Annotated in this window: 21 protein-coding genes, 1 tRNA gene and 2 pseudogenes; 11 read left to right on the forward strand and 13 right to left on the reverse strand. The window is 71.8% G+C overall.

Annotated features, from left to right (window positions below; genetic code table 11):
• Positions 1–48: 48 nt before the first annotated feature.
• The 5 genes from ACGF2V_RS16730 to ACGF2V_RS16750 all read left to right on the forward strand — a co-directional run bounded on the left by ACGF2V_RS16730 (position 49) and on the right by ACGF2V_RS16750 (position 5,445).
• On the forward strand, positions 49–744 hold the full coding sequence (locus ACGF2V_RS16730) for a LuxR C-terminal-related transcriptional regulator (protein ID WP_362618518.1): 696 nt from the start codon (positions 49–51) through the stop codon (positions 742–744).
• Between the two features lie 265 nt (positions 745–1,009).
• The gene (gene galT, locus ACGF2V_RS16735) at positions 1,010–2,053 is read left to right on the forward strand and encodes a galactose-1-phosphate uridylyltransferase (protein WP_362706763.1); all 1,044 of its coding nucleotides are present in this window, start codon (positions 1,010–1,012) and stop codon (positions 2,051–2,053) included.
• Positions 2,050–3,030, forward strand: a complete 981-nt coding sequence (gene galE, locus ACGF2V_RS16740) for a UDP-glucose 4-epimerase GalE (RefSeq protein ID WP_362618196.1) — start codon at positions 2,050–2,052, stop codon at positions 3,028–3,030. The genes galT and galE overlap by 4 nt, the downstream gene beginning before the upstream one ends.
• A 101-nt stretch (positions 3,031–3,131) precedes the next feature.
• Complete coding sequence (gene galK, locus ACGF2V_RS16745) at positions 3,132–4,259, forward strand: galactokinase (protein ID WP_392912525.1); 1,128 nt, start codon at positions 3,132–3,134, stop codon at positions 4,257–4,259.
• A 343-nt stretch (positions 4,260–4,602) separates the two neighbouring features.
• On the forward strand, positions 4,603–5,445 hold the full coding sequence (locus tag ACGF2V_RS16750) for a response regulator transcription factor (protein WP_362706757.1): 843 nt from the start codon (positions 4,603–4,605) through the stop codon (positions 5,443–5,445).
• Here ACGF2V_RS16750 and ACGF2V_RS16755 read toward each other — a convergent pair.
• On the reverse strand, positions 5,404–5,901 hold the full coding sequence (locus ACGF2V_RS16755; RefSeq protein ID WP_362618205.1) for a MarR family transcriptional regulator: 498 nt from the start codon (positions 5,899–5,901) through the stop codon (positions 5,404–5,406). The genes ACGF2V_RS16750 and ACGF2V_RS16755 overlap by 42 nt on opposite strands.
• Before the next feature lie 103 nt (positions 5,902–6,004).
• Here ACGF2V_RS16755 and ACGF2V_RS16760 point away from each other — a divergent pair, with 103 nt between their 5' ends.
• Together ACGF2V_RS16760 and ACGF2V_RS16765 are read left to right on the forward strand one after the other, a co-directional pair.
• On the forward strand, positions 6,005–6,877 hold the full coding sequence (locus ACGF2V_RS16760) for a trans-aconitate 2-methyltransferase (protein WP_362706754.1): 873 nt from the start codon (positions 6,005–6,007) through the stop codon (positions 6,875–6,877).
• On the forward strand, positions 6,874–7,248 hold the full coding sequence (locus tag ACGF2V_RS16765; RefSeq protein ID WP_362618211.1) for a VOC family protein: 375 nt from the start codon (positions 6,874–6,876) through the stop codon (positions 7,246–7,248). The genes ACGF2V_RS16760 and ACGF2V_RS16765 overlap by 4 nt, the downstream gene beginning before the upstream one ends.
• On the opposite strand, the pseudogene ACGF2V_RS16770 reads toward ACGF2V_RS16765, so the two are convergent.
• From ACGF2V_RS16770 to ACGF2V_RS16780, 3 genes and pseudogenes are all read right to left on the reverse strand, one after another.
• Positions 7,246–7,406, reverse strand: a pseudogene (locus tag ACGF2V_RS16770) (Uma2 family endonuclease); the annotation flags it as partial. The gene ACGF2V_RS16765 and the pseudogene ACGF2V_RS16770 sit on opposite strands and share 3 nt — an antisense overlap.
• Positions 7,407–7,483: 77 nt before the next feature.
• Positions 7,484–8,170, reverse strand: coding sequence for a TetR/AcrR family transcriptional regulator (locus tag ACGF2V_RS16775; protein WP_362618215.1), 687 nt, complete (start codon positions 8,168–8,170; stop codon positions 7,484–7,486).
• On the reverse strand, positions 8,167–9,183 hold the full coding sequence (locus ACGF2V_RS16780; protein ID WP_362618218.1) for a fatty acid desaturase: 1,017 nt from the start codon (positions 9,181–9,183) through the stop codon (positions 8,167–8,169). The genes ACGF2V_RS16775 and ACGF2V_RS16780 overlap by 4 nt, the downstream gene beginning before the upstream one ends.
• 338 nt (positions 9,184–9,521) lie before the next feature.
• On the opposite strand from ACGF2V_RS16780, the gene ppc reads away from it, so the two are divergent.
• Entirely contained in the window at positions 9,522–12,251 is a 2,730-nt protein-coding gene (gene ppc / locus ACGF2V_RS16785; RefSeq protein ID WP_362618221.1) for a phosphoenolpyruvate carboxylase, read from the forward strand.
• 78 nt (positions 12,252–12,329) lie between these two features.
• Here ppc and ACGF2V_RS16790 read toward each other — a convergent pair whose 3' ends face one another.
• From ACGF2V_RS16790 to ACGF2V_RS16820, 7 genes and pseudogenes are all read right to left on the reverse strand, one after another.
• The gene (locus ACGF2V_RS16790; protein WP_362618223.1) at positions 12,330–12,800 is read right to left on the reverse strand and encodes a hypothetical protein; all 471 of its coding nucleotides are present in this window, start codon (positions 12,798–12,800) and stop codon (positions 12,330–12,332) included.
• Positions 12,801–13,042: 242 nt separating this feature from the next.
• Positions 13,043–13,636 carry an aminoacyl-tRNA hydrolase gene (gene pth, locus ACGF2V_RS16795; protein WP_362618225.1) on the reverse strand — a complete coding sequence of 198 codons (594 nt, stop codon included), beginning with the start codon at positions 13,634–13,636 and terminating at the stop codon, positions 13,043–13,045.
• 146 nt (positions 13,637–13,782) lie between these two features.
• Positions 13,783–14,361, reverse strand: a complete 579-nt coding sequence (locus tag ACGF2V_RS16800; protein ID WP_362706749.1) for a 50S ribosomal protein L25/general stress protein Ctc — start codon at positions 14,359–14,361, stop codon at positions 13,783–13,785.
• A 192-nt stretch (positions 14,362–14,553) separates the two neighbouring features.
• Positions 14,554–15,528, reverse strand: coding sequence for a ribose-phosphate diphosphokinase (locus tag ACGF2V_RS16805; RefSeq protein ID WP_362618230.1), 975 nt, complete (start codon positions 15,526–15,528; stop codon positions 14,554–14,556).
• A 118-nt stretch (positions 15,529–15,646) separates the two neighbouring features.
• Entirely contained in the window at positions 15,647–17,095 is a 1,449-nt protein-coding gene (gene glmU / locus ACGF2V_RS16810) for a bifunctional UDP-N-acetylglucosamine diphosphorylase/glucosamine-1-phosphate N-acetyltransferase GlmU (RefSeq protein ID WP_362618232.1), read from the reverse strand.
• A gap of 142 nt (positions 17,096–17,237) precedes the next feature.
• Positions 17,238–17,310 (reverse strand) — tRNA-Gln (locus ACGF2V_RS16815).
• Positions 17,311–17,395: 85 nt separating this feature from the next.
• Positions 17,396–17,797: pseudogene (locus ACGF2V_RS16820) on the reverse strand (hypothetical protein); the annotation flags it as partial.
• A gap of 155 nt (positions 17,798–17,952) precedes the next feature.
• Between ACGF2V_RS16820 and ACGF2V_RS16825 the strand changes: the two are divergent.
• Entirely contained in the window at positions 17,953–19,281 is a 1,329-nt protein-coding gene (locus ACGF2V_RS16825) for a histidine kinase (RefSeq protein ID WP_362618234.1), read from the forward strand.
• Between the two features lie 204 nt (positions 19,282–19,485).
• Here ACGF2V_RS16825 and ACGF2V_RS16830 read toward each other — a convergent pair whose 3' ends face one another.
• Both ACGF2V_RS16830 and ACGF2V_RS16835 read right to left on the reverse strand, forming a co-directional pair.
• Positions 19,486–20,019 carry an SUKH-3 domain-containing protein gene (locus tag ACGF2V_RS16830; protein ID WP_362618236.1) on the reverse strand — a complete coding sequence of 178 codons (534 nt, stop codon included), beginning with the start codon at positions 20,017–20,019 and terminating at the stop codon, positions 19,486–19,488.
• 10 nt (positions 20,020–20,029) lie between these two features.
• Positions 20,030–20,566 carry a YwqJ-related putative deaminase gene (locus ACGF2V_RS16835; protein WP_362618239.1) on the reverse strand — a complete coding sequence of 179 codons (537 nt, stop codon included), beginning with the start codon at positions 20,564–20,566 and terminating at the stop codon, positions 20,030–20,032.
• A gap of 396 nt (positions 20,567–20,962) precedes the next feature.
• Here ACGF2V_RS16835 and ACGF2V_RS16840 point away from each other — a divergent pair, with 396 nt between their 5' ends.
• Together ACGF2V_RS16840 and ACGF2V_RS16845 are read left to right on the forward strand one after the other, a co-directional pair.
• Positions 20,963–21,940, forward strand: a complete 978-nt coding sequence (locus ACGF2V_RS16840) for an SMI1/KNR4 family protein (protein WP_362706747.1) — start codon at positions 20,963–20,965, stop codon at positions 21,938–21,940.
• Between the two features lie 5 nt (positions 21,941–21,945).
• On the forward strand, positions 21,946–24,708 hold the full coding sequence (locus ACGF2V_RS16845) for an SUKH-4 family immunity protein (protein WP_362706744.1): 2,763 nt from the start codon (positions 21,946–21,948) through the stop codon (positions 24,706–24,708).
• Positions 24,709–24,993 lie beyond the last annotated feature (285 nt).

Raw genomic sequence — 24,993 nt, forward strand, 5'->3', positions numbered from 1 at the left:
ATGGTGGGCCGGGGTGTCTGGCGCCAGTGCTACGGGGGTGTGTGCTCGATGGGTGTGCGGCTCATGGTGATCGACGATCACCGACTGCTCGCCGAGGCGCTCGCCTCGGCGTTGAAACTGCGGGGCCACCGGGTGCTCGCGGCGGTCGCGCCGACCGCGGGGGCGGCGGAACTGGTGATCAACCGGGCGCCCGAGGTCTGCCTGTTCGGCACCGCGGCACCCGCCGCACCCGGTGTCTTCGACCCGGTCGTACGCATCCGGCGGGAACGCCCGCAGGTGGCCGTGGTGGTACTCGGCCCGGTGCCCAGCCCGCGCGGGATCGCGGCGGCGTTCGCGTCGGGCGCCGCCGGGTACGTCCGCCACGACGAGCGGATGGAGGGCGTCGAGCGCGCGATGACGAAGGCGCGTGCCGGAGAGGCCGCGGTGGCGCCGCAACTGCTGCAATGCGCCTTCGCCGAACTGCTCGACCCGGCCGCCGCGCCGGACGACGAGGGGCAGCGACTGCTCCGGACGCTCACCCCGCGTGAGGTCGAGGTGCTGGTACGGGTCGCCGAGGGCGAGGACACCCGGCTGATCGCGGAGGGGATGCGCATCGCGTCCAGCACCGCGCGCACGCATGTGCAGCGGGTGCTGATGAAGCTGGGCGTCGGCTCCCGGCTGGAGGCCGCGGCACTCGCGGCCCGCACGGGGCTGCTGGACCGGGCCGGCCGGGCCCCGAGGCAGAGACGGCCGGAAACCGACTGACGTACGCACCGCACCCGGTCGAGCGCCCTCGGCCGAGCACGCTTCCGCATCCCGCGCCCCGGCGCCCCCGCACCCCGTGTCCCGTCCCCACCCCTTCACGCCCCATCTCCTTCACGCCCCATCTCCTTCACGCGCCACCCCCTTCACGCCCCCTTGCCTCGGCCCTCCGGTTCCGCGTTTCCTCCAGCGGCGTCATTCCTGTGCCGCCATTGACGCACATGTTGACTTGTGATTCATTGTGTTTGATTGTGTTTGGAGGAGTCTGGTGAAGAAGACGGTCACGAAGCTCGCCGACGGCCGGGAACTGCTCTACTACGACAGCCACGACGACGTCGTGCGCGACGCCGTCGACCGGCGACCCCTCGGCGCCGTGTCGACCTCGTCCGAGATCCGCCGGGATCCGCTCCTCGGCGACAGCGTCGCCATCGCCTCGCACCGGCAGGGCCGCATCTACCACCCGCCGGCCGACGAGTGCCCGCTCTGCCCCTCGCGGGACGGCCGCCGCAGCGAGATCCCCGAGGCGGACTACGACGTTGCCGTGTTCGAGAACCGCTTCCCCTCGCTCGCCGGTGAGTCGGGCCGCTGCGAGGTCGTCTGCTTCACCTCCGACCACGACGCGTCGTTCGCCGACCTCACCGAGGAGCAGGCCGCCCTGGTCCTTGCGGCCTGGACCGACCGCACCGCCGAACTCGCCCGGCTTCCGCAGGTCAGGCAGGTGTTCTGCTTCGAGAACCGGGGCGCCGAGATCGGCGTCACGCTCGGCCATCCGCACGGGCAGATCTACGGGTATCCGTTCGTCACCCCCCGCACCGAACTGATGCTCCGCTCGGCGGCCGCCCACCGCGCCGCGGCCGGCCGCAACCTCTTCGACGACGTGGTGGCCCGCGAAGAGGCCGACGGCTCGCGGATCGTCATCACCGGTGAGCACTGGATCGCCTTCGTGCCGTACGCCGCCCACTGGCCGTACGAGGTGCACCTCTACCCACGACGCCGCGTCCTCGACCTGCGTGAGCTGGATGACGCCGCGCGCGCCGAGTTCCCGCGGATCTACCTGGAACTCCTGCGGCGCTTCGACCGGATCTTCGGCCCCGGCGAGCCGCCGACCCCGTACATCTCGGCCTGGCACCAGGCTCCGTTCGAGGCACCCGGCAGGGAGGACTTCGGGCTGCATCTGGAGCTTTTCACCATCCGACGTACCTCCGGCAAGCTGAAGTTCCTCGCGGGTTCCGAATCCGGCATGAACGTGTTCATCAACGATGTGCCGCCGGAGGCGGCGGCCCAGCGACTGCGAGAGGTAGCGAGCGAGTGAGCAAGCCCCAGAAGAAGTACCTGGTGACGGGCGGCGCGGGATATGTCGGCAGTGTGGTCGCCCAGCATCTGCTGGAGGCCGGTCACGCGGTCACCGTTCTCGACGACCTGTCCACCGGGTTCCGGGAGGGCGTGCCGGGCGGGGCGGAGTTCGTCGAGGGCCGGATCCAGGACGCCGCGAAGTGGCTGGATCCCTCCTACGACGGAGTGCTGCACTTCGCCGCCTTCTCGCAGGTCGGCGAGTCCGTCACCGACCCGGAGAAGTACTGGGTGAACAACGTCGGCGGTTCCCTCGCGCTGCTCGCCGCGATGCGGGACGCCGGGGTACGGACCCTGGTCTTCTCCTCCACGGCCGCGACCTACGGCGAACCGGCCACCACCCCTCTCACCGAGTCCGACGCGACCGCGCCCACCAACCCCTACGGCGCCACGAAGCTCGCCGTCGACCACATGATCACCGGCGAGGCGGCCGCGCACGGACTGGCGGCGGTCTCCCTGCGCTACTTCAACGTGGCGGGGGCGTACGGCGGTTGCGGCGAGCGGCACAGCCCGGAGACGCACCTCATCCCGCTCGTCCTCCAAGTCGCCCTCGGGCAGCGGGAGTCCATCGCCGTGTACGGCGACGACTACCCGACCCCCGACGGCACCTGCGTCCGCGACTACATCCACGTCGCCGACCTCGCCGAGGCCCACCTGCTGGCCCTGGACGCGGCCACCCCGGGCGAGCACCTGATCTGCAACCTCGGCAACGGCAACGGCTTCTCGGTACGCGAGGTCATCGAGACCGTCCGCGAGGTCACCGGCCACCCGGTCCCCGAGACCGTGGCTCCGCGCCGCGCCGGTGACCCCGCCGTGCTGGTCGCCTCCGCCGCCACCGCCAGGGAACGGCTCGGCTGGACGCCGTCGCGCGCCGACCTGGCCGGGATCGTCGCCGACGCCTGGACGTTCGCCCGCCGAGAGGAACCCACCGCCCCGTGACCGCGCACGACGAGTCGACCAGCACCGCCGCCACCGCCCCGGCGCCCGTACCCGCCCGCCCCCCGGAGAACCCGGCCGATCCGGCCGACGCCTTCACCGAGCTGTACGGGCGCGCCCCCGAGGGGGTCTGGGCGGCGCCCGGCCGGGTCAACCTGATAGGCGAGTACACCGACTTCAACGACGGTTTCGTCATGCCGCTCGCCCTGCCGCACACCGCGCGCGCCGCTGTGGCCCGCCGCTCCGACAGCGAACTGCGGCTCCACTCGGCCGACGTGCCGGGCGGTGTCGTGAGCCTGAGGGTCGACGAACTGGCCCCGCACCAGGGGCATGGCTGGGCCGCGTACCCGGCCGGAGTCGTCTGGGCGCTGCGCGAGGCCGGCCACCCGGTCACCGGGGCGGACATCCACCTCACCTCCACCGTGCCCACCGGCGCCGGGCTCTCCTCCTCCGCCGCCCTGGAGGTCGTCACCGCGTTCGCCCTGAACGACCTCTTCGGGTTCGGGCTCTCGGCACCCGAGCTGGCGCTTCTCGGGCAGCGCGCCGAGAACGCCTTCGTCGGCGTGCCGTGCGGGATCATGGACCAGATGGCCTCCGCCTGCTGCACCGACGGTCACGCCCTGTACCTCGACACCCGCGACCTCACCCAGCGCCAGGTCCCCTTCGACCTGGCCGCGCACGGGCTGCGGCTGCTGGTCGTCGACACCCGGGTCAAGCACGCGCTGGGCGACGGCGCGTACGCCGAGCGGCGGGCCGCCTGCGAGACAGGGGCCGCCGCGCTCGGCCTGCGCACACTGCGCGAGCTGCCCTACGAGGGCCTCGGGGTGGCCCTGGAGACCCTGGCCGGTGCGGGCGTGGACGAGTCGGTGGTGCGCTGCGTACGCCATGTGGTGAGCGACAACCACCGTGTGGAACAGGTCATCGCGCTGCTCGACGCGGGCGACGTGCGCGCGGCGGGCCCGGTCCTCGACGCGGGACACGCCTCGCTCCGCGACGATCTGCGGGTCTCCTGCCCGGAGCTGGACCTGGTGGTGTCGGCGGCGGGCGTGGCCGGGGCACTCGGCGCGCGGATGACCGGCGGCGGCTTCGGCGGCTCGGCGATCGTCCTGGTGGACGAGACATCGGCGGACAGGGTCGCCGAGGCCGTGACGGCGGCGTTCGCCGCGGCGGGACACACGGAGCCGAGGATCTTCCCTGCGGTGCCCTCCGTGGGCGCCCGCCGCCTCGCCTGAGCCCGTCCACGTACGGCCCGCATACGGATCACGAACCGCCCACGGACCGACCGGCACCGCCCACGGACCGACCGGCATCGGCCACCGACCGACCGGTGCCGGTCAGTTCCGGGAATCGCCCTCCGCGCCGGTCGCCCCGCCGTACCCTGATGCACAGCACCGGTGGGGGCCGGTGCCGTTTCAGGGGTACGAGACAGTCGGGTACGGCGCCCGGGGCGGGTGGCAGTCGGCAACGCGGCGGCGGCCGTGGGACTGCGGTCCAACTCCCCGATCCGGGTGGCCGTACCCGCGCCGTTGCGTCCCCGTCTTCGGTGGGCCGGGGCGTCCCGGCAGCAGAGGCAGCATGGGGGTGCCTGTGGCCCGTATCCGGGTTCTCGTGGTGGACGACCACCGTATTTTCGCCGAATCGCTCGCGGCCGCGCTGGCGGCCGAGCCCGACGTGGAGGTGTCGGCGGCGGGCAGCGGCCCGGCCGCGCTGCGCTGCCTGGAACGGGCGGCCGCCGAGGGGCGCGACTACGACGTGATGCTGATCGACGCCGAACTGGGCGCCCTGGCCGCGGCGGGCGGCCGCCGCACACCCGCGCCCGTACCGGAGCCGCGCGCCGGGGAGAACGCGCCGGTGGACGGGATCTCGCTGGTCGCGGGTGTCCACTCCGCCCGGCCCTCCGTGCGCACGGTGGTGCTCGCCGAGAAGGACGACCCGCACCGGGCCGCCCTGGCGCTCCAGGCCGGGGCCTCCGGTTGGGTCGCCAAGGACTGCTCGCTGCAACGGCTGCTCACGGTCGTGCGAGGCGTGCTGCGCGACGAGACGCACCTGCCCCCGGCCCTGCTGACCGGAGTTTTGCGGGAACTGACCGCGGCCCGCAGACACCGCACCGAGAGCGAGCGGCTCGTCGAGTCGCTGACCCCGCGCGAGCGCGAGGTGTTGCGCTGCATGGTGGCGGGACTGGGCCGCAAGGCGGTCGCGGAGCGCCTCTTCCTCTCGCCGCACACGGTGCGCACCCACATGCAGAACGCCCTGGGAAAGCTGGGCGTGCACTCCACCCTGGCCGCGGTCGCGCTGGCACGACGGGCAGGCATCGGACCGGTCGACCTGGAACCGGCCGACCCCGTCCCGTCCCAGAACACCCCGTACGGGAACGTGCTATCCGGGAATGTTGTCGAACGGGGCGGTCAACTGACGTAGCAGACCGGCCAGTTCACCGCGCTCGCGAGTGGAGAGCCTGGCCAGGATGGCGCGTTCCTGAGCGAGCAGCCCGGCCAGCGACTGATCCGCCTTGTCGCGCCCCTCGGTGGTGAGCCGGACCAGCACCCCCCGGCGGTCGTTCGGGTCCGGCAGCCGCTCCACGAGGTTCTTCTTGGCCAGCCGGTCGATGCGGTTGGTCATCGTGCCCGAGGTGACCAGGGTCTGGGTGAGCAACTGGCCGGGGGAGAGCTGATAAGGAGCGCCCGCGCGGCGCAGGGACGTCAGTACGTCGAACTCCCACGGCTCCAGGCCGTGCTCGGAGAACGCGATGCGGCGGGCCCGGTCGAGATGGCGGGCCAGCCGGGAGACGCGACTCAACACCTCAAGCGGTTCCACGTCGAGGTCGGGGCGCTCGCGGCGCCATGCAGCGACCAATCGGTCGACCTCGTCCTCCATGCCGCTCAGTGTAGAGGATCTGTCGACATGAAGTCTCTTGAGTTCAAGCGTCTCGAAGTCAAGTATCTTGACATCGAACTAAATCCGGCGTGATGCTGGTCCCATGACCGCACCCGTCTGGGATCCGCAGCAGTACCTGCGCCACGCGGACCACCGCACCCGCCCCTTCCGCGACCTCCTGGCTCGCGTCCCCGACCCCCCTGCAGCCCCCGCACTCCGCATCGCCGACCTCGGCTGCGGCGCCGGGAACGTCACCATCCTCCTCGCCGACCGCTGGCCCGGGGCCCGGGTCACCGGCTACGACAACTCCCCGCAGATGCTGGAACGGGCCCGCGCCCACACCGGCCCCCTCCTGGACTTCGCCGAGGCCGACGCGGCGACCTGGACCCCCACCGAGCCGTACGACCTGATCGTCTCCAACGCCCTCCTCCAGTGGGTCCCCGGCCACACCGCCCGCTTCCCCGTCTGGCTGGACGCCCTCACCCCCGGCGGTACGCTCGCCTTCCAGGTCCCCGGCAACTTCGACCAGCCCACCCACGTCCTCATGCGGGAACTCGCCGACTCCCCGCGCTGGCGCGCCCGCCTCGACGGCGTACTGCGCCACACCGACGCGGTGCTCACCCCGGCCGCCTACCTCGACGCCCTGACCGCCCCCGGCATCACGGCCGACGTCTGGGAGACCACCTACCTGCACCTGCTGCCGGGCGAGGACCCGGTGCTCGACTGGGTGAAAGGCACCGGCCTGCGCCCCGTCCTCACCGCCCTCGCCGACGACCCCCAGGCCCGCGAGGCGTTCCTCACCGCCTACCGCGACCTGCTGCGCACCGCCTACCCGGCGGGCCCGCACGGCACGGTGCTCCCGTTCCGCCGCGTCTTCGCCGTGGCCCACAAAGCGACCAGTGAAAAGCCCCGAACGGACACACGCAACGCAACCCGCCCCCAAACCCCTACGGAAACCACCGAGGAGAAGCGATGATCGCCGCCCTCGACCACGTCCAGCTGGCCGCCCCCGCAGGATCCGAGGACACGCTGCGCGCGTACTACGCGGACGCCCTCGGCATGACCGAGACCCCCAAGCCCCCGGCCCTCGCCGCCCGCGGCGGCTGCTGGTTCCAGACGGGAGCGGTCCAGCTCCACATCGGCATCGAACAGGACTTCCGCCCGGCGAGGAAGGCCCACCCCGGCCTGCGCGTCACGGACATCGACGCGTACGCGGCCCGGCTGGAGGCGCACGGCGCGGAGGTGAGCTGGGACGACGAGCTGCCCGGACACCGGCGCTTCTTCAGCCACGACCCGGTGGGCAACCGGCTGGAATTCCTGGAACCGACGGCAGCCAGCGACCGGTGAGCGGACGACGGAGACATCGGGCTCGGGGCCGTTGCGGGCATCGAGGACCACCGTCATCTCGCGTTCGACTTTCAGACTGCCCGGCACCGTGCCGCGCAGCCCGTTCACCAGAAGTCGATCATCTTGGCGTGGAAACGCCGCTGCGGACTCACGAAAAGAGGGAGAGCCTGGTGCGTCGCGACTGACGAACGGCCGCGGCGCACCAGAAGACCACGCCCGGCGACCGTGCCCGGTGTCAGCTCTTGCGGTGCCCTACCAGCCGAGGCCGCGACTCCAGGTTCTCCAGACCGTGCCAGGCCAGGTTCACCAGATGGGCCGCGACCTCCGCCTTCTTCGGCTTGCGGGCGTTCACCCACCACTGGCCGGTCAGGGCCACCATGCCGACCAGCGCCTGCGCGTACAGCGGGGCCAGCTTCGGATCGAAACCGCGGGCCTTGAACTCCAGGCCCAGGATGTCCTCCACCTGAGTGGCGATGTCACTGATCAGGGACGCGAACGTGCCCGTCGACTGGGCGACCGGGGAGTCACGGACCAGGATGCGGAAACCGTCCGTGTACCGCTCGATGTAGTCGAGCAGCGCGAACGCCGCCTGCTCCAGCAGCTCACGCGGGTGCCCCGCCGTCAGCGCACCGGTCACCATGTCGAGGAGCCGGCGCATCTCGCGGTCGACCACCACCGCGTACAGCCCCTCCTTGCCGCCGAAGTGCTCGTACACCACCGGCTTCGAGACACCCGCGCGAGCCGCGATCTCCTCCACGGAGGTGCCCTCGTAACCCTTGTCGGCGAACAGGGTGCGACCGATGTCCAACAGTTGCTCGCGGCGCTCCTTGCCGGTCATCCTGACCCGACGGGCCCGCCGGGTCGACGTAGGACGGGTGTTCTCGCTGCTGGTGCTGGAGTCGGTCGCCACACCGTCAATCATGCCGCGTCGCCGCGCGCGGGGGCGCGGCGGGAGTCGATACGCCGGGAGTCGACACGCCGCGACGCGATCCGGGCCCGGTCCGGCCAGCGCACGTCGTACGCCCACCCCAGCTTCTCGAACCAGCGGATCAGCCGGGCACTCGAATCGATCTGCCCCCGCCCCACACCGTGCCGCGCGCACGTCGGGTCCGCGTGGTGCAGGTTGTGCCACGACTCGCCGCACGACAGCACCGCCAGCCACCACACGTTCCCCGAACGGTCACGGGACCTGAACGGGCGCTTGCCGACCGCGTGACAGATCGAGTTGATCGACCACGTGACATGGTGCAGCAGGGCCACCCGCACGAGCGAGCCCCAGAAGAAAGCGGTCGCCGCACCCCACCACGACATCGTCACCAGACCCCCCACCAGCGGCGGAACCGCCAGCGACACGGCCGTGAGCGTCACGAAATGGCGGGAGACCCCGCAGATCGCCGGATCCTTGAGCAGATCGGGGGCGTACGTCCGCTGCGGCGTCTGCTCCTCATCGAACATCCAGCCGATGTGCGCCCACCACAGCCCCTTCAACAGGGCCGGCAGCGTCTCGCCGTACCGCCACGGCGAATGCGGATCGCCCTCCGCGTCCGAGAAACGGTGATGCCTGCGGTGATCCGCCACCCACCGCACCAGCGGCCCCTCCACCGCCAGCGAACCCGCCACCGCCAGCGCGATGCGCAACGGACGCCTCGCCTTGAACGAACCATGCGTGAAATAACGATGGAAACCGATCGTGACGCCGTGGCAGCCGATGAAGTACATCACCACCAGCAGACCAAGATCGAGCCGGCTCACCCCCCGGCCCCAGGCCAACGGCACCGCCACCGCCAGCGCCAGGAACGGCACCACGATGAACAGCACAAGCGCGATCTGCTCGATCGGCCCTTTGCTGTCCCCGCCCAGCGTGGCGGACGGAAGGACCTGACCATTGGCCGACGACGACTCCGCGTCGTCGATCACAGCGGGGCTGGTGTTCATGCGAAATCCCGTGGGGATGAGGAGTACGACGGACAGCCTGACTACGGATCCGTAACCTACGGTTACGTAAGTATGGCAGCGCGGAGACCCGCCGCACGAGAGCGCGACGACCGACCGGGTGGGGAAAACCCGAACGGGCCGCCAGCCATGCCGACGACATGGACACCTATCCTGGTGGAGTCGGACAGCGCGGTCCGCACTCTGCTGTCCGGGGTGGCCTCAGCACCGCTGCCGGCCGCGGCCCCGGAGACCCCGTGCCCGCGCGACTCCCCCCACCACCCACGTGTGGGAGCCGCAACGCGACGCACCTCCTCATTCACTGCAAGGAGCCGCACACTGTGAGCAGTGCCGACCAGACCCACGCCGCCAGCCCCGAGCTGCGCGCCGACATCCGCCGCCTCGGCGACCTGCTGGGCGAGACCCTCGTCCGCCAGGAAGGCCAGGAACTCCTCGACCTCGTCGAACGAGTACGCGCCCTGACCCGCACCGACGGCGAAGCCGCCGCCGCACTCCTCGGCGACACCGACCTGCAGACCGCCGCGCGCCTCGTCCGCGCCTTCTCCACCTACTTCCACCTCGCCAACGTCACCGAGCAGGTCCACCGCGCCCGCGAGATGCGCGACCGGCGCGCCGCCGAGGGCGGAGTCCTCGCCCGCACCGCCGACCGCCTCAAGGACGCCGACCCGCAGCACCTGCGCGAGACCGTCAGGCACCTCAACGTGCGACCCGTCTTCACCGCCCACCCCACCGAGGCCGCCCGGCGCTCCGTCCTGGGCAAGCTCCGCCGCATCGCCGAACTCCTCGAAACCCCCGTCATCGACGCCGACCGGCGCCGCCAGGACCTCCGCCTCGCCGAGAACATCGACCTCATCTGGCAGACCGACGAACTCCGCGTCGTCCGCCCCGAGCCCGCCGACGAGGCCCGCAACGCCATCTACTACCTCGACGAACTCCACATGGGCGCCGTCGGCGACGTGCTGGAGGACCTCGCCGCCGAACTCGAACGCATCGGCGTCGAACTTCCCGCAGGCACCCGCCCCCTCACCTTCGGCACCTGGATCGGCGGCGACCGCGACGGCAACCCCAACGTCACCCCCGAGGTCACCCGCGAAGTCCTGATCCTCCAGCACGAACACGGCATCACCGACGCCCTCGAACTCGTCGACCACCTGCGCGCCCAGCTCTCCAACTCCATCCGCTACACCGGCGCCACCGACGAACTCCTCACCTCCCTCCAGGCCGACCTCGAACACCTCCCCGAGATCAGCCCCCGCTACAAGCGCCTCAACGCCGAAGAGCCCTACCGGCTCAAGGCCACCTGCATCCGACAGAAGCTCCTCAACACCCGCGAACGCCTCGCCGGCGGCACCTCCCACCGCCCCGGCTGCGACTACCTCGGCACCACCGACCTCCTCGCCGACCTCGAACTCATCCAGACCTCCCTGCGCGAACACCGCGGCGGCCTCTTCGCCGACGGCCGCATGGACCGCACCATCCGCACCCTCGCCGCCTTCGGCCTCCAGCTCGCCACCCTGGACGTCCGCGAACACGCCGACGCCCATCACCACGCCCTCGGCCAGCTCTTCGACCGGCTCGGCGAGGAATCCTGGCGCTACGCCGACATGCCCCGCGACTACCGGCAGAAGCTCCTCGCCAAGGAACTCCGCTCCCGCCGCCCCCTCGCCCCCACCCCCGCCCCGCTGGACCCCGCCGGACACAAGACCCTCGGCGTCTTCCACACCATCAAGGAAGCCTTCGAACGCTTCGGCCCCGAAGTCATCGAGTCCTACATCATCTCGATGTGCCAGGGCGCCGACGACGTCTTCGCCGCCGCCGTCCTCGCCCGCGAGGCCGGCCTCATCGACCTCCACGCCGGCTGGGCCAAAATCGGCATCGTCCCCCTCCTGGAGACCACCGACGAACTCCGCGCCGCCGACGTCATCCTCGACGACATGCTCGCCGACCCCTCCTACCGCCGCCTCGTCTCCCTCCGCGGCGACGTCCAGGAGGTCATGCTCGGCTACTCCGACTCCTCCAAGTTCGGCGGCATCACCACCTCCCAGTGGGAGATCCACCGCGCCCAGCGCCGCCTGCGCGACGTAGCCCACCGCTACGGCGTACGCCTGCGCCTCTTCCACGGCCGCGGCGGCACCGTCGGCCGCGGCGGCGGCCCCTCCCACGACGCGATCCTCGCCCAGCCCTGGGGCACCCTCGAAGGCGAGATCAAGGTCACCGAACAGGGCGAGGTCATCTCCGACAAGTACCTCATCCCGGCCCTCGCCCGCGAGAACCTCGAACTGACCGTCGCGGCCACCCTCCAGGCATCCGCCCTGCACACCGCGCCCCGACAGTCCGACGAAGCCCTCGCCCGCTGGGACGCGGCCATGGACACCGTCTCCGACGCCGCCCACGCCGCCTACCGCGAGCTCGTCGAGGACCCCGACCTCCCCGCCTACTTCTTCGCCTCCACCCCCGTCGACCAGCTCGCCGAACTCCACCTCGGCTCACGCCCCTCCAGGCGCCCCGACTCCGGCGCCGGACTCGACGGACTGCGCGCCATCCCCTGGGTCTTCGGCTGGACCCAGTCCCGCCAGATCGTCCCCGGCTGGTACGGCGTCGGCTCCGGCCTCAAGGCCCTGCGCGAAGCCGGCCTCGACACCGTCCTCGACGAGATGCACGAGAACTGGCACTTCTTCCGCAACTTCATCTCCAACGTCGAGATGACCCTCGCCAAGACCGACCTGCGCATCGCCCGCCACTACGTCGACACCCTCGTCCCCGACGAGCTCAAGCACGTCTTCACCGCCATCGAGGCCGAACACGCCCTCACCGTCCAGGAAGTCCTGAAGGTCACCGGCGCATCCGAACTCCTCGGCACCAGCCCCGTCCTCCAGCAGACCTTCGCCATCCGCGACGCCTACCTCGACCCCATCTCCTACCTCCAGGTCTCCCTCCTGGCCCGCCAGCGCGAAGCAGCCGCACGCGGTGAGGAACCCGACCCGCTGCTCGCCCGCGCCCTGCTCCTCACCGTCAACGGAGTCGCCGCCGGCCTGCGCAACACCGGCTGACCGGCACCCCGCCCCACGGGGGCGGTTCCGCCACGGCAACACGACCTCGCACCACGCCGTCGACATCGCGGCATGGAACTACAACGCGAAGAACACCGCCACCAGCAGAACCGCCCCCGCCACCCCCGTACCCCACCCGATCCGGGACAGCCGCATACCGCCCCCGATCACCAGCGAGGACAGCACCAGCGCACCCCCCAACGGCACCCACGCGTGCAGAAAACCCGCCACCCCCGCACGCACCACATCATCCGTGCCCGGCCGCACCACCACCGGAAAACGATCACCACGCCGCGCCCCGACCGACTTCTCGACCGTCACCCGGGAGCGTGCGGCCGCCTGCCCCGACGGCGTGAACGGACCCGTGCACACGTCCGCACCACAGCCCGTCACGGTCATCGCCCCGTGCTCACGACCCTTGCCCAGAACGATGTGGTGCGCCGAATCCCACGAGGACCGCACCCCCGCGGCGAGCAACAAGAGAACGACACAGCCCATGGCAGCAGTACGGGCATGCACCAAGGCGCGGGGGGAGGAACTCCGCTTCATGGGCAGCGATCCTTGGTCAGAGCGGCACGCCCGGTCAACTCGCGGACGAAATACGCGGCTTACCGTCGGGAATGTCAGCAGTTGCGCACCACCGGGACCGCCACGACCGCCGGACCAGGACCGCTACGGCCGACGGGCCCGCGGCCCGGGGGTGTCAGGCGCGGACGTCAGGCGCGGACGTCAGACCTGAAGGGCAGGCGCGGACGGCAAGTGCGGACGTCAGGCGCGGCGAACCGGGAACGTCAGGCGTTGTACGCGCTCTGCGCCCGCTCCAGCCCCTCCGCCAGCAGACACTCCACCGAGTCCGCCGCCCGGTCCACGAAATACGCCAGCTCCTTGCGCTCCGCCGAGGAGAAGTCCTTCAGCACGAAATCCGCGACCTGCATCCGCCCCGGCGGCCGCCCGATCCCGAACCGCACCCGGTGATAACCCGCGCCCAGCGACTTCGTCATCGACTTCAGCCCGTTGTGCCCGTTGTCACCGCCCCCCAGCTTCAGCCGCAGGGTCCCGTAGTCGATGTCCAACTCGTCATGAATGGCCACGACACGCTCCACCGGCACCTTGTAGAAGTCGCACAACGCCGTGACCGGGCCACCGGACAGATTCATGTACGACATCGGCTTCGCCAGCACCACCCGCCGGCTCGACGGCCCCGGCGGACCCATACGGCCCTCGACCACCTGCGCCTGCGCCTTCTGCGCCCGCTTGAACTTCCCGCCGATCCGCTCGGCGAGCAGGTCGACGACCATGAAACCCACGTTGTGCCGGTTCGCCGCGTATTCGGGACCGGGATTGCCCAGGCCCACGATGAGCCAGGGGGCGGTGGCGTCGGACATCTGCGCTCGGTCTCCTCGCACACGGGACGGGTACGGACCCCGGAAGGCCCGGACGGCCCGATCGAAAGGGAAACGGGGCGGCGGGTCCCGGACACGGGAACCGCCGCCCCGTCAGTGAAGCGTCAGCGAAGCATCGCGGACGAGGCTCAGCCCTCGGCGCCCTCTTCCCCGGCGGCCGGCTCCGCGGCCTTCGCGGCGACGACCTGGAGCACGATGGCCTCCGGGTCGTCCACCAGCGCGGAGCCCTCGGGCAGCGGGATGTCCTTGGCGAACACCGACGCACCGGCGTCCAGACCCTGGACCGAGACCGTGACGGACTCGGGGATGTGGGTGGCCTCGGCCTGGATGCGCAGGGTGTTCATCACGTACTCCAGCAGGTTGCTGCCCGGAGCCAGATCACCCTCGACGTGCACCGCGACCTCGACGTCGACCTTCTCACCGCGCTTGACCGTCAGCAGGTCGACGTGCTCCAGGAAGCCCTTCAGCGGGTCGCGCTGCACGGCCTTCGGGATGACCAGGGCGCTCTTGCCGTCGATGTCCAGACCGATCAGGACGTTGGCCGTCTTGAGCGCCATCATCAGGGCGTGACCCGGCAGCGTGACGTGGACCGGCTCGGCACCGTGACCGTAGACGACCCCGGGAACCAGGCCGTCGCGGCGGGCGCGACGGGCGGCACCCTTGCCGAACTCGGTACGGACCTGGGCGGCGAGCTTGACCTCAGCCATGACTGCACTCCTCGTGAGGTGACGGAAAACGAACGGTCACCCGGCCCACGACAGGCCTGCTACGAAGAGCGCGTCGATAACGGACCGCCGTACACATGAGTACGGCCTCCCTCGCCGAGCAACTCGAAGAGTCTACCCGGCGCGGAGGCCGCACCCCAAAGTGGATCTACCGGACCGTACGCCGGCCGGTGCCTACTGCTCCTCGAAGAGGCTGGTGACCGAACCGTCCTCGAACACCTCGCGCACCGCGCGCGCGATCGTCGGAGCGATCGACAGCACCGTGATCTTGTCCATCTCCAGCTCGCCCGGCGTCGGCAGCGTGTCCGTGAAGACGAACTCGCTGACCTTCGAGTTCTTCAGCCGGTCCGCGGCCGGGCCCGACAGCACACCGTGCGTCGCGGTCACTATCACGTCCTCGGCGCCGTGCGCGAACAGCGCGTCGGCGGCGGCGCAGATCGTGCCACCGGTGTCGATCATGTCGTCCACCAGGACACAGACCCGGCCCTTGACGTTCCCGACCACCTCGTGGACCGTCACCTGGTTGGCGACGTCCTTGTCACGGCGCTTGTGCACGATGGCCAGCGGCGCGTCCAGCCGGTCGCACCAGCGGTCCGCGACCCGCACCCGGCCCGCGTCCGGCGAGACCACCGTCAGCTTCGAACGGTCCACCTTCGCCCCGACGTAGTCCGCCAGTATCGGCAGCGCGAACAGGTGGTCCACCGGGCCGTCGAAGAAGCCCTGGATCTGGTCCGTGTGCAGATCCACCGTGAGGATCCGGTCCGCACCCGCCGCCTTCATCAGATCGGCCACCAGACGCGCCGAGATCGGCTCACGACCACGGTGCTTCTTGTCCTGCCGGGCGTAACCGTAGAACGGGACGATCACCGTGATGGAGCGGGCCGACGCGCGCTTCAGCGCGTCCAGCATGATCAGTTGCTCCATGATCCACTTGTTGATCGGAGCGGTGTGGCTCTGGATCAGGAAGCAGTCGGCGCCGCGCGCGGACTCCTGGAAGCGGACGTAGATCTCGCCGTTGGCGAAATCGAATGCCTTCGTCGGCACGAGACCGACACCCAGTTGGTGCGCGACCTCCTCGGCCAGCTCGGGGTGGGCGCGGCCGGAGAAGAGCATCAGTTTCTTCTCGCCGGTCGTCTTGATCCCGGTCACAGCACAGTCTCCTCAGACATGTTCCTGGCGCCGCGCACGTGTCCCAATGTGCGACGAGCCAGCCGAAATGGGGTGAGCACCTATCACGGTACGCCGTGCACGGCGTACCTGTTTCCGGTCAACTTTCGCTGTCGTGCTCCGCGGCTGCCGTCTGAGCCGCCTGCGCTGCGGCGCTCCCCGGACGCTTGCGGGCCACCCAACCCTCGATATTCCTTTGCTGGCCACGGGCGACGGCCAACGAACCGGGCGGTACGTCCTTGGTGATGACCGAGCCGGCGGCGGTGTAAACGCCGTCCCCGACCGTGACGGGAGCCACAAACATATTGTCCGAACCGGTACGGCAGTGGGAGCCGATCGTGGTGTGGTGCTTGGCCACACCGTCGTAGTTCACGAACACGCTCGCGGCACCGATGTTGGTGTGATCGCCGATCGTCGCGTCACCGACATAGCTCAGATGCGGGACCTTGGTGCCCTCGCCGATCGTCGCGTTCTTCATCTCCACGTACGTACCGGCCTTGGACCGCGTCCCGAGCCTCGTGCCCGGCCGCAGATAGGCGTACGGGCCCACCGTCGCGCCCTCGCCGACCTCGGCCCCGTCACAGACCGTGCTGTCCACGCGCGCGCCTTCGCCCACGCGGGTGTCCTTGAGCCGGGAGTTCGGCCCGACCTCGGCGTCCTCGGCGAGGTGCGTGGTGCCGAGCAGCTGGGTGCCCGGGTGCACGATCACGTCCCGCTCGTACGTCACGGTCACGTCGATCAGCGTGGACGCCGGGTCGACGACGGTCACACCGGCGGTCATGGCCCGCTCCAGCAGCCGCTGGTTCAGCAGCCGCCGGGCCTCGGCCAGCTGCACCCGGTTGTTGATGCCGAGGATCTCGCGGTGGTCGCCGGCGACGCAGGCGCCGACCCGGTGACCGGCCTCGCGCAGGATGGACAGCACGTCGGTGAGGTACTCCTCGCCCTGGCTGTTGTCCGTACGGACCTTGCCGAGCGCGTCCGCGAGCAGTCGGCCGTCGAACGCGAAGACCCCGGAGTTGATCTCCCGGATCGCCCGCTGGGCCTCGCTCGCGTCCTTGTGCTCGACGATCTCGGTGACCGCGTCGGTGGCCGGGTCGCGGACGATGCGCCCGTAGCCGGTGGAGTCCGGGACCTCGGCGGTCAGCACGGTGACGGCGTTGGCGTCGGCCATGTGCGTGGCCGAGAGCGCGGCGAGCGTCTCGCCGGACAGCAGCGGGGTGTCGCCGCAGACGACGATCACGGTGCCCTCGACGGACCCGCCCAGCTCGTCGAGCCCGACGCGCACGGCGTTGCCGGTGCCCCGCTGCTCGGCCTGGTGGGCGGTGCGCAGCCGGTCGTCGACGGCGGTGAGGTGCGCGGTGACCCGCTCGCTCTCGTGGCCGACGACCACGACGAGATGGGCCGGGTCCAGTTCGCGGGCGGCGGCGACGACGTGTCCGACGAGCGAACGCCCGGCGATCTCGTGCAGGACCTTGGGTGTCTTCGACTTCATGCGGGTGCCCTCACCCGCTGCGAGGACGACGACGGCTGCCGGGCGTTCGGAGCTCACGGAAATGCCCTTCGGCTTCGGGTGGTGGACATCCGAAGGATACCGGGGGGCCTGTGGGGGGCCGGCGGGTGGACGGGCGGGGGATACGCGTCCGGACATGCGCACGGGCTCCGACCTTGGCGGTCGGAGCCCGAGAGTGAGGCTCCCCCATCAGGATTTGAACCTGAACAGACGGTACCAAAAACCGCAGTGCTGCCTGATTACACCATGGGGGATCATTCCCGACTGAACCGGACATCTCCCTGGTTTGCCGGGCTGGCACCCAACACTATGCCGTACCAAGTGCCTTCTACGCGACGATAGATCTCGGCGCTCATCGTCCTGGGCGGCGCGTAGACGTGACAAGTCGGTGTCCATGAGTGCCCGGCGCTCCTCATCGGTGTAGCGCGGCTCCGGCTTCGGCAGGTCCCGTACTCGCGGCGAGATTGAGCTCTTCGCGCAGCCCGGCTCCACCTGGATCTGGTCGTACGTCAGTCCTTGCCGTCGCAGTTCGCGGGCCTTCTGCCGCAGGTCGTCCTGGGCGTTGGGTCGCTTCGTCCACTCCGGGGCGGGCTCGCCCCGGATGAGGCGGTTCAGGATGTCGTTGTTGTGAACGTGCAGGCGGTCGCCCATTTGTCGCAGACTGAGGCCCGCCCGGCGGAGGGCGACGGCCTGGGCGCGCAGACCTTCGAAGTCGGCGTACTTGCTCGTGATTTCCGTCATGTGCCGAGCGTCGTCCGGAATGCGGACGTCCGGTGCGAAAGCCTGCTCGATTCGCTATTTCGGGCAATAAGTGGCTGTTCCGTCTTCCTTCGACGGCCACGCGTGCTGTCCAGGTCGCCCGAAAATGAGGGGCGTGCGCCCGTACGCTGGACGGCATGACCGCAACGGGGGAGCACCGGGAAGCCGCAGGGACGACTGCCCGCGGCTATGCGTGGTGGGGACGGCGACGGAGCGTCGCACTGGATGTGGGGCTCGCGCTTCTGTCGGCGCTGGAGTGCGGGTTGGAAGGTGTGGGCTTCGCCCGCGACGCCGCGCTGCCGGTGCCGGTCGGCGTGCTGTTCGGGCTGGTCGCGGGGGCCGTGCTGGTCGTGCGGCGGCGCTGGCCGATCGCCGTGGTGCTGGTGGCGATCGCGACGGCGCCCGCCGAGATGGGCTTCCTGATGGGGCTGGTCGGCCTCTACACGCTGGCGGCCTCAGAGGTGCCGCGCAGGATTACGGCCGTGCTGGCGGGGATGTCCTTCGCCGGGACGTTCATCGTCACGTACGTACGGATGCGGCAGAGCGTCGCCGAGCAGGCCGACTTCGGGCCGGCCGACGGCTACATCCCGCTGATCTCCCTCTTCATGTCGTTGGGGCTCACCGCGCCGCCCGTGCTGCTCGGCCTGTACATAGGGGCCAGGAGGCGGCTGATGGAGAGCCTGCGGGAGCGGGCGGATTCGCTGGAACGGGAGCTCTCGCTGCTCGCCGACCGGGCCGAGGAGCGGGCCGAGTGGGCGCGGACGGAGGAGCGCCACCGGATCGCCCGCGAGATGCACGACGTGGTGGCCCACCGGGTGAGCCTGATGGTCGTGCACGCCGCCGCGCTCCAGGCCGTGGCGCCGAAGGACCCGGCGAAGGCGGTGCGGAACGCGGCGCTGGTCGGTGACATGGGGCGGCAGGCGCTCACGGAGTTGCGGGAGATGCTCGGGGTGCTGCGGGCGGGGGAGTCGGTGGTGCCCCGGTCCGCGCAGGCGCAGGTGCCGCTCGCTTCGGTCGGCCGGGCGGCGGCTGCGGCGGCGGATGCGGCGGCGGTGGAGGACGGTCCCCGGCTGGCCGAGGTGGAGAAGCTGGTCGGGGAGTCCCGGGCGGCCGGTATGACGGTGGAGCTGTCGGTGGACGGCGACGCCCGCCCGTACGCGCCGGAGGTCGAGCAGACCGCGTACCGGGTGGTGCAGGAGGCGCTGACGAACGTGCACAAGCACGCGGCGGGCGCGAAGACGTGGGTACGGCTGGCGCACCGCGGCTCGGAGGTCGCGATGCAGGTGGAGAACGGTCCGTCGGACGCCGCGACGGCGGATGCCGGGTTGCCGAGCGGGGGCAACGGGCTCGTCGGCATGCGGGAGCGGGTGCTGGGGCTCGGGGGTGTGTTCGTCTCGGGTCCGACGGACGCGGGGGGTTTCCGGGTGTCGGCGGTGCTGCCGGACCGGGGAGCCGCGTCGGCCTGAGCGCGGGCGCGTGGGTCCGGTTGTGGGGTCGGGTCGCGTCGGCCTGAGCGCGCGGGCGCGTGGGTGTGAGCGGGTCTCGGGCCCGTCCGGTCCTGGCTGCGTCGGTCCGATCGGTGTCGCGCCGGCTGACCGGGCCTTGCCGGGCGCGGAGTGGCCGGGCGGGGGGCAGGTGGGCCGGTGGCGCAGGGGGCGGCGAGCGGGTGTTCAGCCCGCGGTGAGGCGTTCCGGTTGGATGCCCGTGACGAGGGTGGTCAGGGCCTGGTCGATGTCCGGGCCGAGGAACCAGTCGCCGGTGTGGTCGACGCTGTAGACGCGGCCTTCGGAGTCGATCGCGAGGATCGCCTGTCCGTCGCCCTCCTCGCCCAGGGGGCTGATCTCGGTCTCCAGGGCCCGGCCGAGGTCGCCGAGGGTGCGGGCGAGGTGCAGGCCGCTCATCGGGTCGATGCGTACCGGGGCGGGTGCGATCTGGCGGCCGGGTGCGGTGGCCTTGATGTGCAGTCCGCCGAATTCCGCCCATGCCTCCACGGCCGCCGGGAAGACGGCGTGCTCGTGGCCGGCGGGTGAGCGGTGGGCGCGCAGGGCGTCGGCCCATTCCTCGGCCCGGCGGATGTCCCAGCGGCCGGGCTGCCAGCCCGCGGCACGCAGGGCGCCGTCGACGGCGGCGGGGAAGCGGGTCGAGGTGTGGCGGTCGGGGCGCGCGGGGGGCATCTGGCCGGGCAGGTCGGTTCGGTCGTGCATCGGCGCGTGGTCAGCCCTTCTCGGCGGTGGTCGCCGCCCCGTTCGTCGCGAGGTCGACGGGACGTACTCCGAAGTGGGCGAGCATCGCCGTGCAGGAGCGGCACGGCGGCGCGTAGCTGCCGTGCAGGGGGTCGCCGTCCTCGCGGATGTGCCGTGCGGTGAGGCGGGAGTGCTTGAGGGCGCGGCGTGCCTCGCCGTTGGTCAGGGGCTTGCGGCGGGCGCGCTTGGAGCGGGCGGCTTCGGCCGCGGCGAGGTGCCGGGACAGGAGCATGGCCTCGGGGCAGCGGCCGGTGAAGCGTTCGCGCTGGCCGCTGGTGAGGGTGTCGAGGAAGTCCTGCACCAGGGGGTGGAGCACGGGGGGCTGGTCGCCCTTGCCCGCGGTGCAGGTGAGTGTCTCGCCGCGTACGGACAGGGCCGCGGCCACCGCGGGGAGGATGCCGTCGCGGCGCTGCTGCAACCGGGGTGCGTGAGTGGTACGGGTGCTGCTCCAGCTGAGGCGTGGATCCCCGGGTGTGGTGGCGGGTGTGACTGTTCGTGCGGTGTGCATGGCGCTGTTCCCTCCCGTGCCCGCGGCGGTGGCCGCGTGGTGTGCACGCCCCCGAGTTGCGGTGACAGCCTGCCAAATGTCCGGGCTGGTGGGGAAGCTGGGGCGGGGTTACGGCGGTTTGTGTCGCCCTGGGGGGGCGGGGAAACGGCCTCCGGGGGTGGCGAAACGGCGCCTGGGGTGGGAAACGGCCAGTGGGGGGCCGGGAAAGGGCCCTGGGGGTGGGGGCGTCGCTCGTCCGCCATGCGGTTGTGACGGTTCGTGACGGATGGGAGGGGCGGTCGGGACGGAGGCGGTACAGGGCGGTTCCGGGTCTTGCGGCACCGCATAGGCTGTGCGCGGACCGTCCCCCTCGGGCAGGCCGGTCCTCACCAGCCAGACGCAGCAGGGGGCAACGCCATGACGACAGGTCGGCCCGGGCAGCAAGCCGCGCCGCCGAACGCGGCCTACGCCGGGCAGCTCGTGCATTTCCCGGATCCGGTCCGTGCGGCCCGTCACCCCGGGGGTGTGCGGATGGGCGCGGGCGGGAGTCCGGACTTCTCGCCGTACGCGCGTGCCGCCGCGGAGATCGCCGAGCCCCCGCAGGGGTTCGGTGTGGACGAGCTGCGGTTGACGGACTACGTCTCGGCCAACGCGGCGCTGGCGGCGAGCGGTCATGAGCTGTGGGACACGATTCCGGCGGTCGCGACGCCGCACGGCTGGACGTGGCACCACGTTCCCGGCGGTCGACGCATGGAGTTGATCCCGGTCGAGGTCAAGGCGCTGCTGAGGCATCACGCGGGTCTCGCGGCGACGGACGTCGACCAGGACAAGCGAGGCACCCGGCCGTTGCAGGAGACGCGGCCCGCGCACTTCCGGCTGCCGAAGGAGGCCGTGGCGGTGACCGAGCAGCAGGTGCAGGGGGTCGAGGAGGACCTCGGTTACCGGCTGCCTGGTGCGTACCGTTCGTTCCTCAAGGCGGCGGGTGGTTCGGCGCCCGTCGGTGCGGCGCTCGACGCGCAGTTGGGGCTCCTGGTCGATCAGCCATTCTTCACGGTGCGCGAGGAGGCGGCCGTGAACGATCTGGTGTACGTGAACAAGTGTCTGCGGGACCACCTGACCAAGGATTTCCTGGGTGTCGCCTTCGTCCAGGGCGGTCTGCTCGCGGTGAAGGTGAAGGGTTCCGGTACCGGTTCGGTGTGGTTCTGCGCGTATGACGACGCCCGGGACCGGGACGGCTGGAACGTGCAGGAGCGGGTGGACCGGCTGCTGCTGCCGTGCGGTGACGACTTCGATGCGTTCCTGGAGCGCCTGGCGGGCAATCCGCCGGAGCTGGAGACCGTGGCGAACCTGATGGTGGACGGTGGCTTCGCGCGGGCCGTCCCGGTGGAGGGGTGAGCGCGATGGTGACGTTCGCGCAGGCGCAGGAGCGCGCCGACGAGTGGATCAACGGCGATGTGCCCGCGTATCAGCACCGTGAGGTGCGGGTGCGGGAGTTCGAGCTGGGTTTCGTCGTGTGGGGCGAGGACCGGGCCGAGGGTCCGGTCTCGGACGGCGGCCGGCAGCGGCTGGTGATCGCCAGGGACAGCGGTGAGGCCACGCTGTGGCCGGGGCTGCCGGTGGGCGAGATCATCCGGCGGTACGAGGAGGAGTACGGGGCGGTCGCCGCCGCGCCGGCCGCTCCGGAGCCGCCGCAGCGGGTCGATCTGAATCAGACGTCGTTCCTGCTGACTCCGCCGGAGTGGCTTCAGGAGGCGGCGGACAAGCTGGGTATTCCGGATCACCGGAACGACCGGAACGATCAGGGCGGTCAGGGCGGTGAAGGGGGCCTGAGCGGGGCTCCGGGGGTGCCGGGCGCGCCTGCGTCGACCGGAGGGACGAGCGGAGGCGCGGCCGGGGGCACGGGCGGAGGCGCGACCGGAGGGACGAGCGGAGGCGCGGGCGGGGGCACGGGCGGTGGCCGGGTCGAGTACGAGCCCACCGCGAACGATGGCGTTCCGGCGCCGCCGCCGAACGTGCCCGCCGGTTCCACCCCGTGGGACGGGACCGACACCAACGGGGGTTCGGACGACGGCTCGGTCCCGCTTCCCGCCACGGTGTTCGCGCCGCCGCTCTCGGGCACCGACGACGAGGGCACCCCGCCGCCGGTCGTGCCCGCCGACGCGCCGACCGCCCTCATGTCGGGTGGCAGTCAGCTGCCGCCGACGGCGATCGCCCCGGGGCTGGACTCGCCGCGTCCAGCCGGGCCCGGGGCCGGGGCACAGGCTCCCGACGCGCCGGGGGCTTCGGCGCCCGGTACGCCCGCGCCCGGTACTCCTGTGCCCGGTGCCGGTGATATCGCGGACGCGACCACCGGCAAGGCCGTCGTGCCGCCGCGCGGTACGCGTGGGGGCGGTCCTTCGACCCCGCCTCCGCCCGGTGTACCGGGCGCTCCGGGTGCGCGTCCGGGCGCGCCGGTGCCGCCGCCCTCGGGGCCAGGTGCGCCCGGTTCTCCGGCGGGCGGGTACCTGCCGACGCAGCTCGTCCCCGAACAGGCTCCGCCGAGCCCGCCCGGCCCGCCCGGTCCGCCCGGTCCGCCTGGGCCTCCTGGTTCCCCCGGAGGGCCTGGTCATGCCGGTGCTTCCGGTGCGTCGCAGCCGCCGAGCCCGCCCGGTCCGCCGAGCCCGCCCGGTCCGCCGAGCCCGCCCGGTCCGCCGGGCCCGCCCGGTCCGCCGGGCCCGCCCGGGGTGCCTGGCGGTTCGGTGCCGCCCGCGCCTCATGGTTCGACGCCTCCGCCGGGTGGCGGGGTGCATCACGCGGCCACGATGCTCGCCGACCCGAACATGGGCGGTCCGGGCGCGCCGCAGCCTCCGGGCCCGCCCGGCCCGCCCGGTCCTCCTGGTCCGCCCGGGGCGCCTGGTGGTGCCGGCGCTTCCGGCGCGCCGCAGCCGCCGAGCCCGCCCGGTCCGCCCGGGGTGCCTGGTGCGCCTGGTGGTTCGGTGCCGCCCGCGCCTCATGGTTCGACGCCTCCGCCGGGTGGCGGGGTGCATCACGCGGCCACGATGCTCGCCGACCCGGGCAGGGGCGGCCTCGGTGCTCCGCAGCCTCCCGGTCCGCCCGGCCCTCCGGGCGCGCCGCAGGGGGCCGGTCCCGTACCGCCGCCCGGACACACCCCGCCGCCCGCGGCGTACGCGTATCCGCAGCAGCCTGGGCAGCCGACCGTCGGTCCCGGCTACCAGTCCGTGCTGCGCTACCGCGCGCCCGACGGCAGCGAGCAGCAGCTGATCCGCCGCTCGGCGCCCGGCACCCCGCACCCGGAGTGGCAGATGCTGCACGAGCTGCGGGCGATGAACGTGCCGCCGCAGCAGGTCATCGAGCTGCACACGGAGCTGGAGTCGTGTGAGCTGCCTGGTGGTTACTGCGCGCGGATGATCCGTGAGACCTGGCCGCAGGTGCGGATCACCAGCGTCGCCCCGTACGGCACCGATCACGCCAGCCGGCAGCAGGGCATGCGGCATCTGCTGACGCATCAGGGCGAGCTGCACCAGGTGGCGGACGGTCCCGCGCGTCCGGCGCCGGTGCGGGCGCCGCTGCCGCAGATGCCGCCCGCGCCGCCGGTGCCGCCGGAGGCCATCGCGCAGGAGATGGTGCAGTCCTTCGGCCCGCAAGGCATCCTGCGCTTCGATGAGCGCGCGGTGTCCCGGCAGGGTGTGCCCGAGACCGTGGCGCGGACGCTGGTGTGGGGCGGGCTGCCCGCCGACTTCGGGCCGTTCTTCTGGGCGCAGCCCGGGCAGCCGGTGGTGCCCACGCTGGCCGAGCTGGCCGCGCAGCGGCAGGTGCAGGCGGCGCCGGACGCGGGGGCGTACCTCGTGATGGGTACCGACTTCGGCCGGGCGATCTGTGTCCAGTACGGCACCGCGAACATCGTGGCCGTACCGGTCGAGGCGGGTCCGGGCGGGCAGTCGGTGGCGCCGCAGTTCGTGAACACCGGGCTGCCGGAGTTCCAGCGTTCGATGGCGTTGCTCGGCCGGATGTGGCGGCTGCGCTTCGGGCTGAACCCGGAACAGGCGGGCCGTTGGACGGTCGACTTCCAGGCTCAGCTGGCGGCGCTGGACGCGGCGGCGCTGGCGTCGCCGGAGAGCTGGTGGTCCGTACTGCTCGAACAGATGTGGGACGGGCTGCTCTGACGATGCGGACGGCCGGTCCGGCGGGGAGCGTCCGGGCCGGTCCGACGCGTGCGCACAGGTTGTCCGGGGCGTGTGCGGACCGGCCGGTTTGACGGATGTGATTCGGGTTGGTCCGACGGATGTGGTTCGGGCCGGTCCGGCGGGTGCGTGCGGACCGGCTGCCGGTCCGCCGGCGGATCCGGGCGTGCCGGTTCCATGGTTGAGGGCGGGCCGGCGGGAGCGGCGCCCGGCTCCGGTGAAGGGGCCGGGCGCCGCGTCGTGCCGTGGTGTGCCCCCCGCCGCTTC

Source organism: Streptomyces sp. NPDC047982 (assembly GCF_043204165.1).
GTDB lineage: Bacteria > Actinomycetota > Actinomycetes > Streptomycetales > Streptomycetaceae > Streptomyces.

Bases quoted from the DNA above. Each gene is read 5' to 3' on its own strand.
- ACGF2V_RS16730 (WP_362618518.1), top strand. From the start codon at position 49: ATGGGTGTGCGGCTCATGGTGATCGACGATCACCGACTGCTCGCCGAG.
- ACGF2V_RS16750 (WP_362706757.1), top strand. From the start codon at position 4,603: ATGGGGGTGCCTGTGGCCCGTATCCGGGTTCTCGTGGTGGACGACCAC.
- ACGF2V_RS16755 (WP_362618205.1), bottom strand. From the start codon at position 5,901: ATGGAGGACGAGGTCGACCGATTGGTCGCTGCATGGCGCCGCGAGCGC.
- ACGF2V_RS16760 (WP_362706754.1), top strand. From the start codon at position 6,005: ATGACCGCACCCGTCTGGGATCCGCAGCAGTACCTGCGCCACGCGGAC.
- ACGF2V_RS16765 (WP_362618211.1), top strand. From the start codon at position 6,874: ATGATCGCCGCCCTCGACCACGTCCAGCTGGCCGCCCCCGCAGGATCC.
- ACGF2V_RS16775 (WP_362618215.1), bottom strand. From the start codon at position 8,170: ATGATTGACGGTGTGGCGACCGACTCCAGCACCAGCAGCGAGAACACC.
- ACGF2V_RS16780 (WP_362618218.1), bottom strand. From the start codon at position 9,183: ATGAACACCAGCCCCGCTGTGATCGACGACGCGGAGTCGTCGTCGGCC.
- ACGF2V_RS16790 (WP_362618223.1), bottom strand. From the start codon at position 12,800: ATGAAGCGGAGTTCCTCCCCCCGCGCCTTGGTGCATGCCCGTACTGCT.
- pth (WP_362618225.1), bottom strand. From the start codon at position 13,636: ATGTCCGACGCCACCGCCCCCTGGCTCATCGTGGGCCTGGGCAATCCC.
- ACGF2V_RS16800 (WP_362706749.1), bottom strand. From the start codon at position 14,361: ATGGCTGAGGTCAAGCTCGCCGCCCAGGTCCGTACCGAGTTCGGCAAG.
- ACGF2V_RS16825 (WP_362618234.1), top strand. From the start codon at position 17,953: ATGACCGCAACGGGGGAGCACCGGGAAGCCGCAGGGACGACTGCCCGC.
- ACGF2V_RS16830 (WP_362618236.1), bottom strand. From the start codon at position 20,019: ATGCACGACCGAACCGACCTGCCCGGCCAGATGCCCCCCGCGCGCCCC.
- ACGF2V_RS16835 (WP_362618239.1), bottom strand. From the start codon at position 20,566: ATGCACACCGCACGAACAGTCACACCCGCCACCACACCCGGGGATCCA.
- ACGF2V_RS16840 (WP_362706747.1), top strand. From the start codon at position 20,963: ATGACGACAGGTCGGCCCGGGCAGCAAGCCGCGCCGCCGAACGCGGCC.
- ACGF2V_RS16845 (WP_362706744.1), top strand. From the start codon at position 21,946: ATGGTGACGTTCGCGCAGGCGCAGGAGCGCGCCGACGAGTGGATCAAC.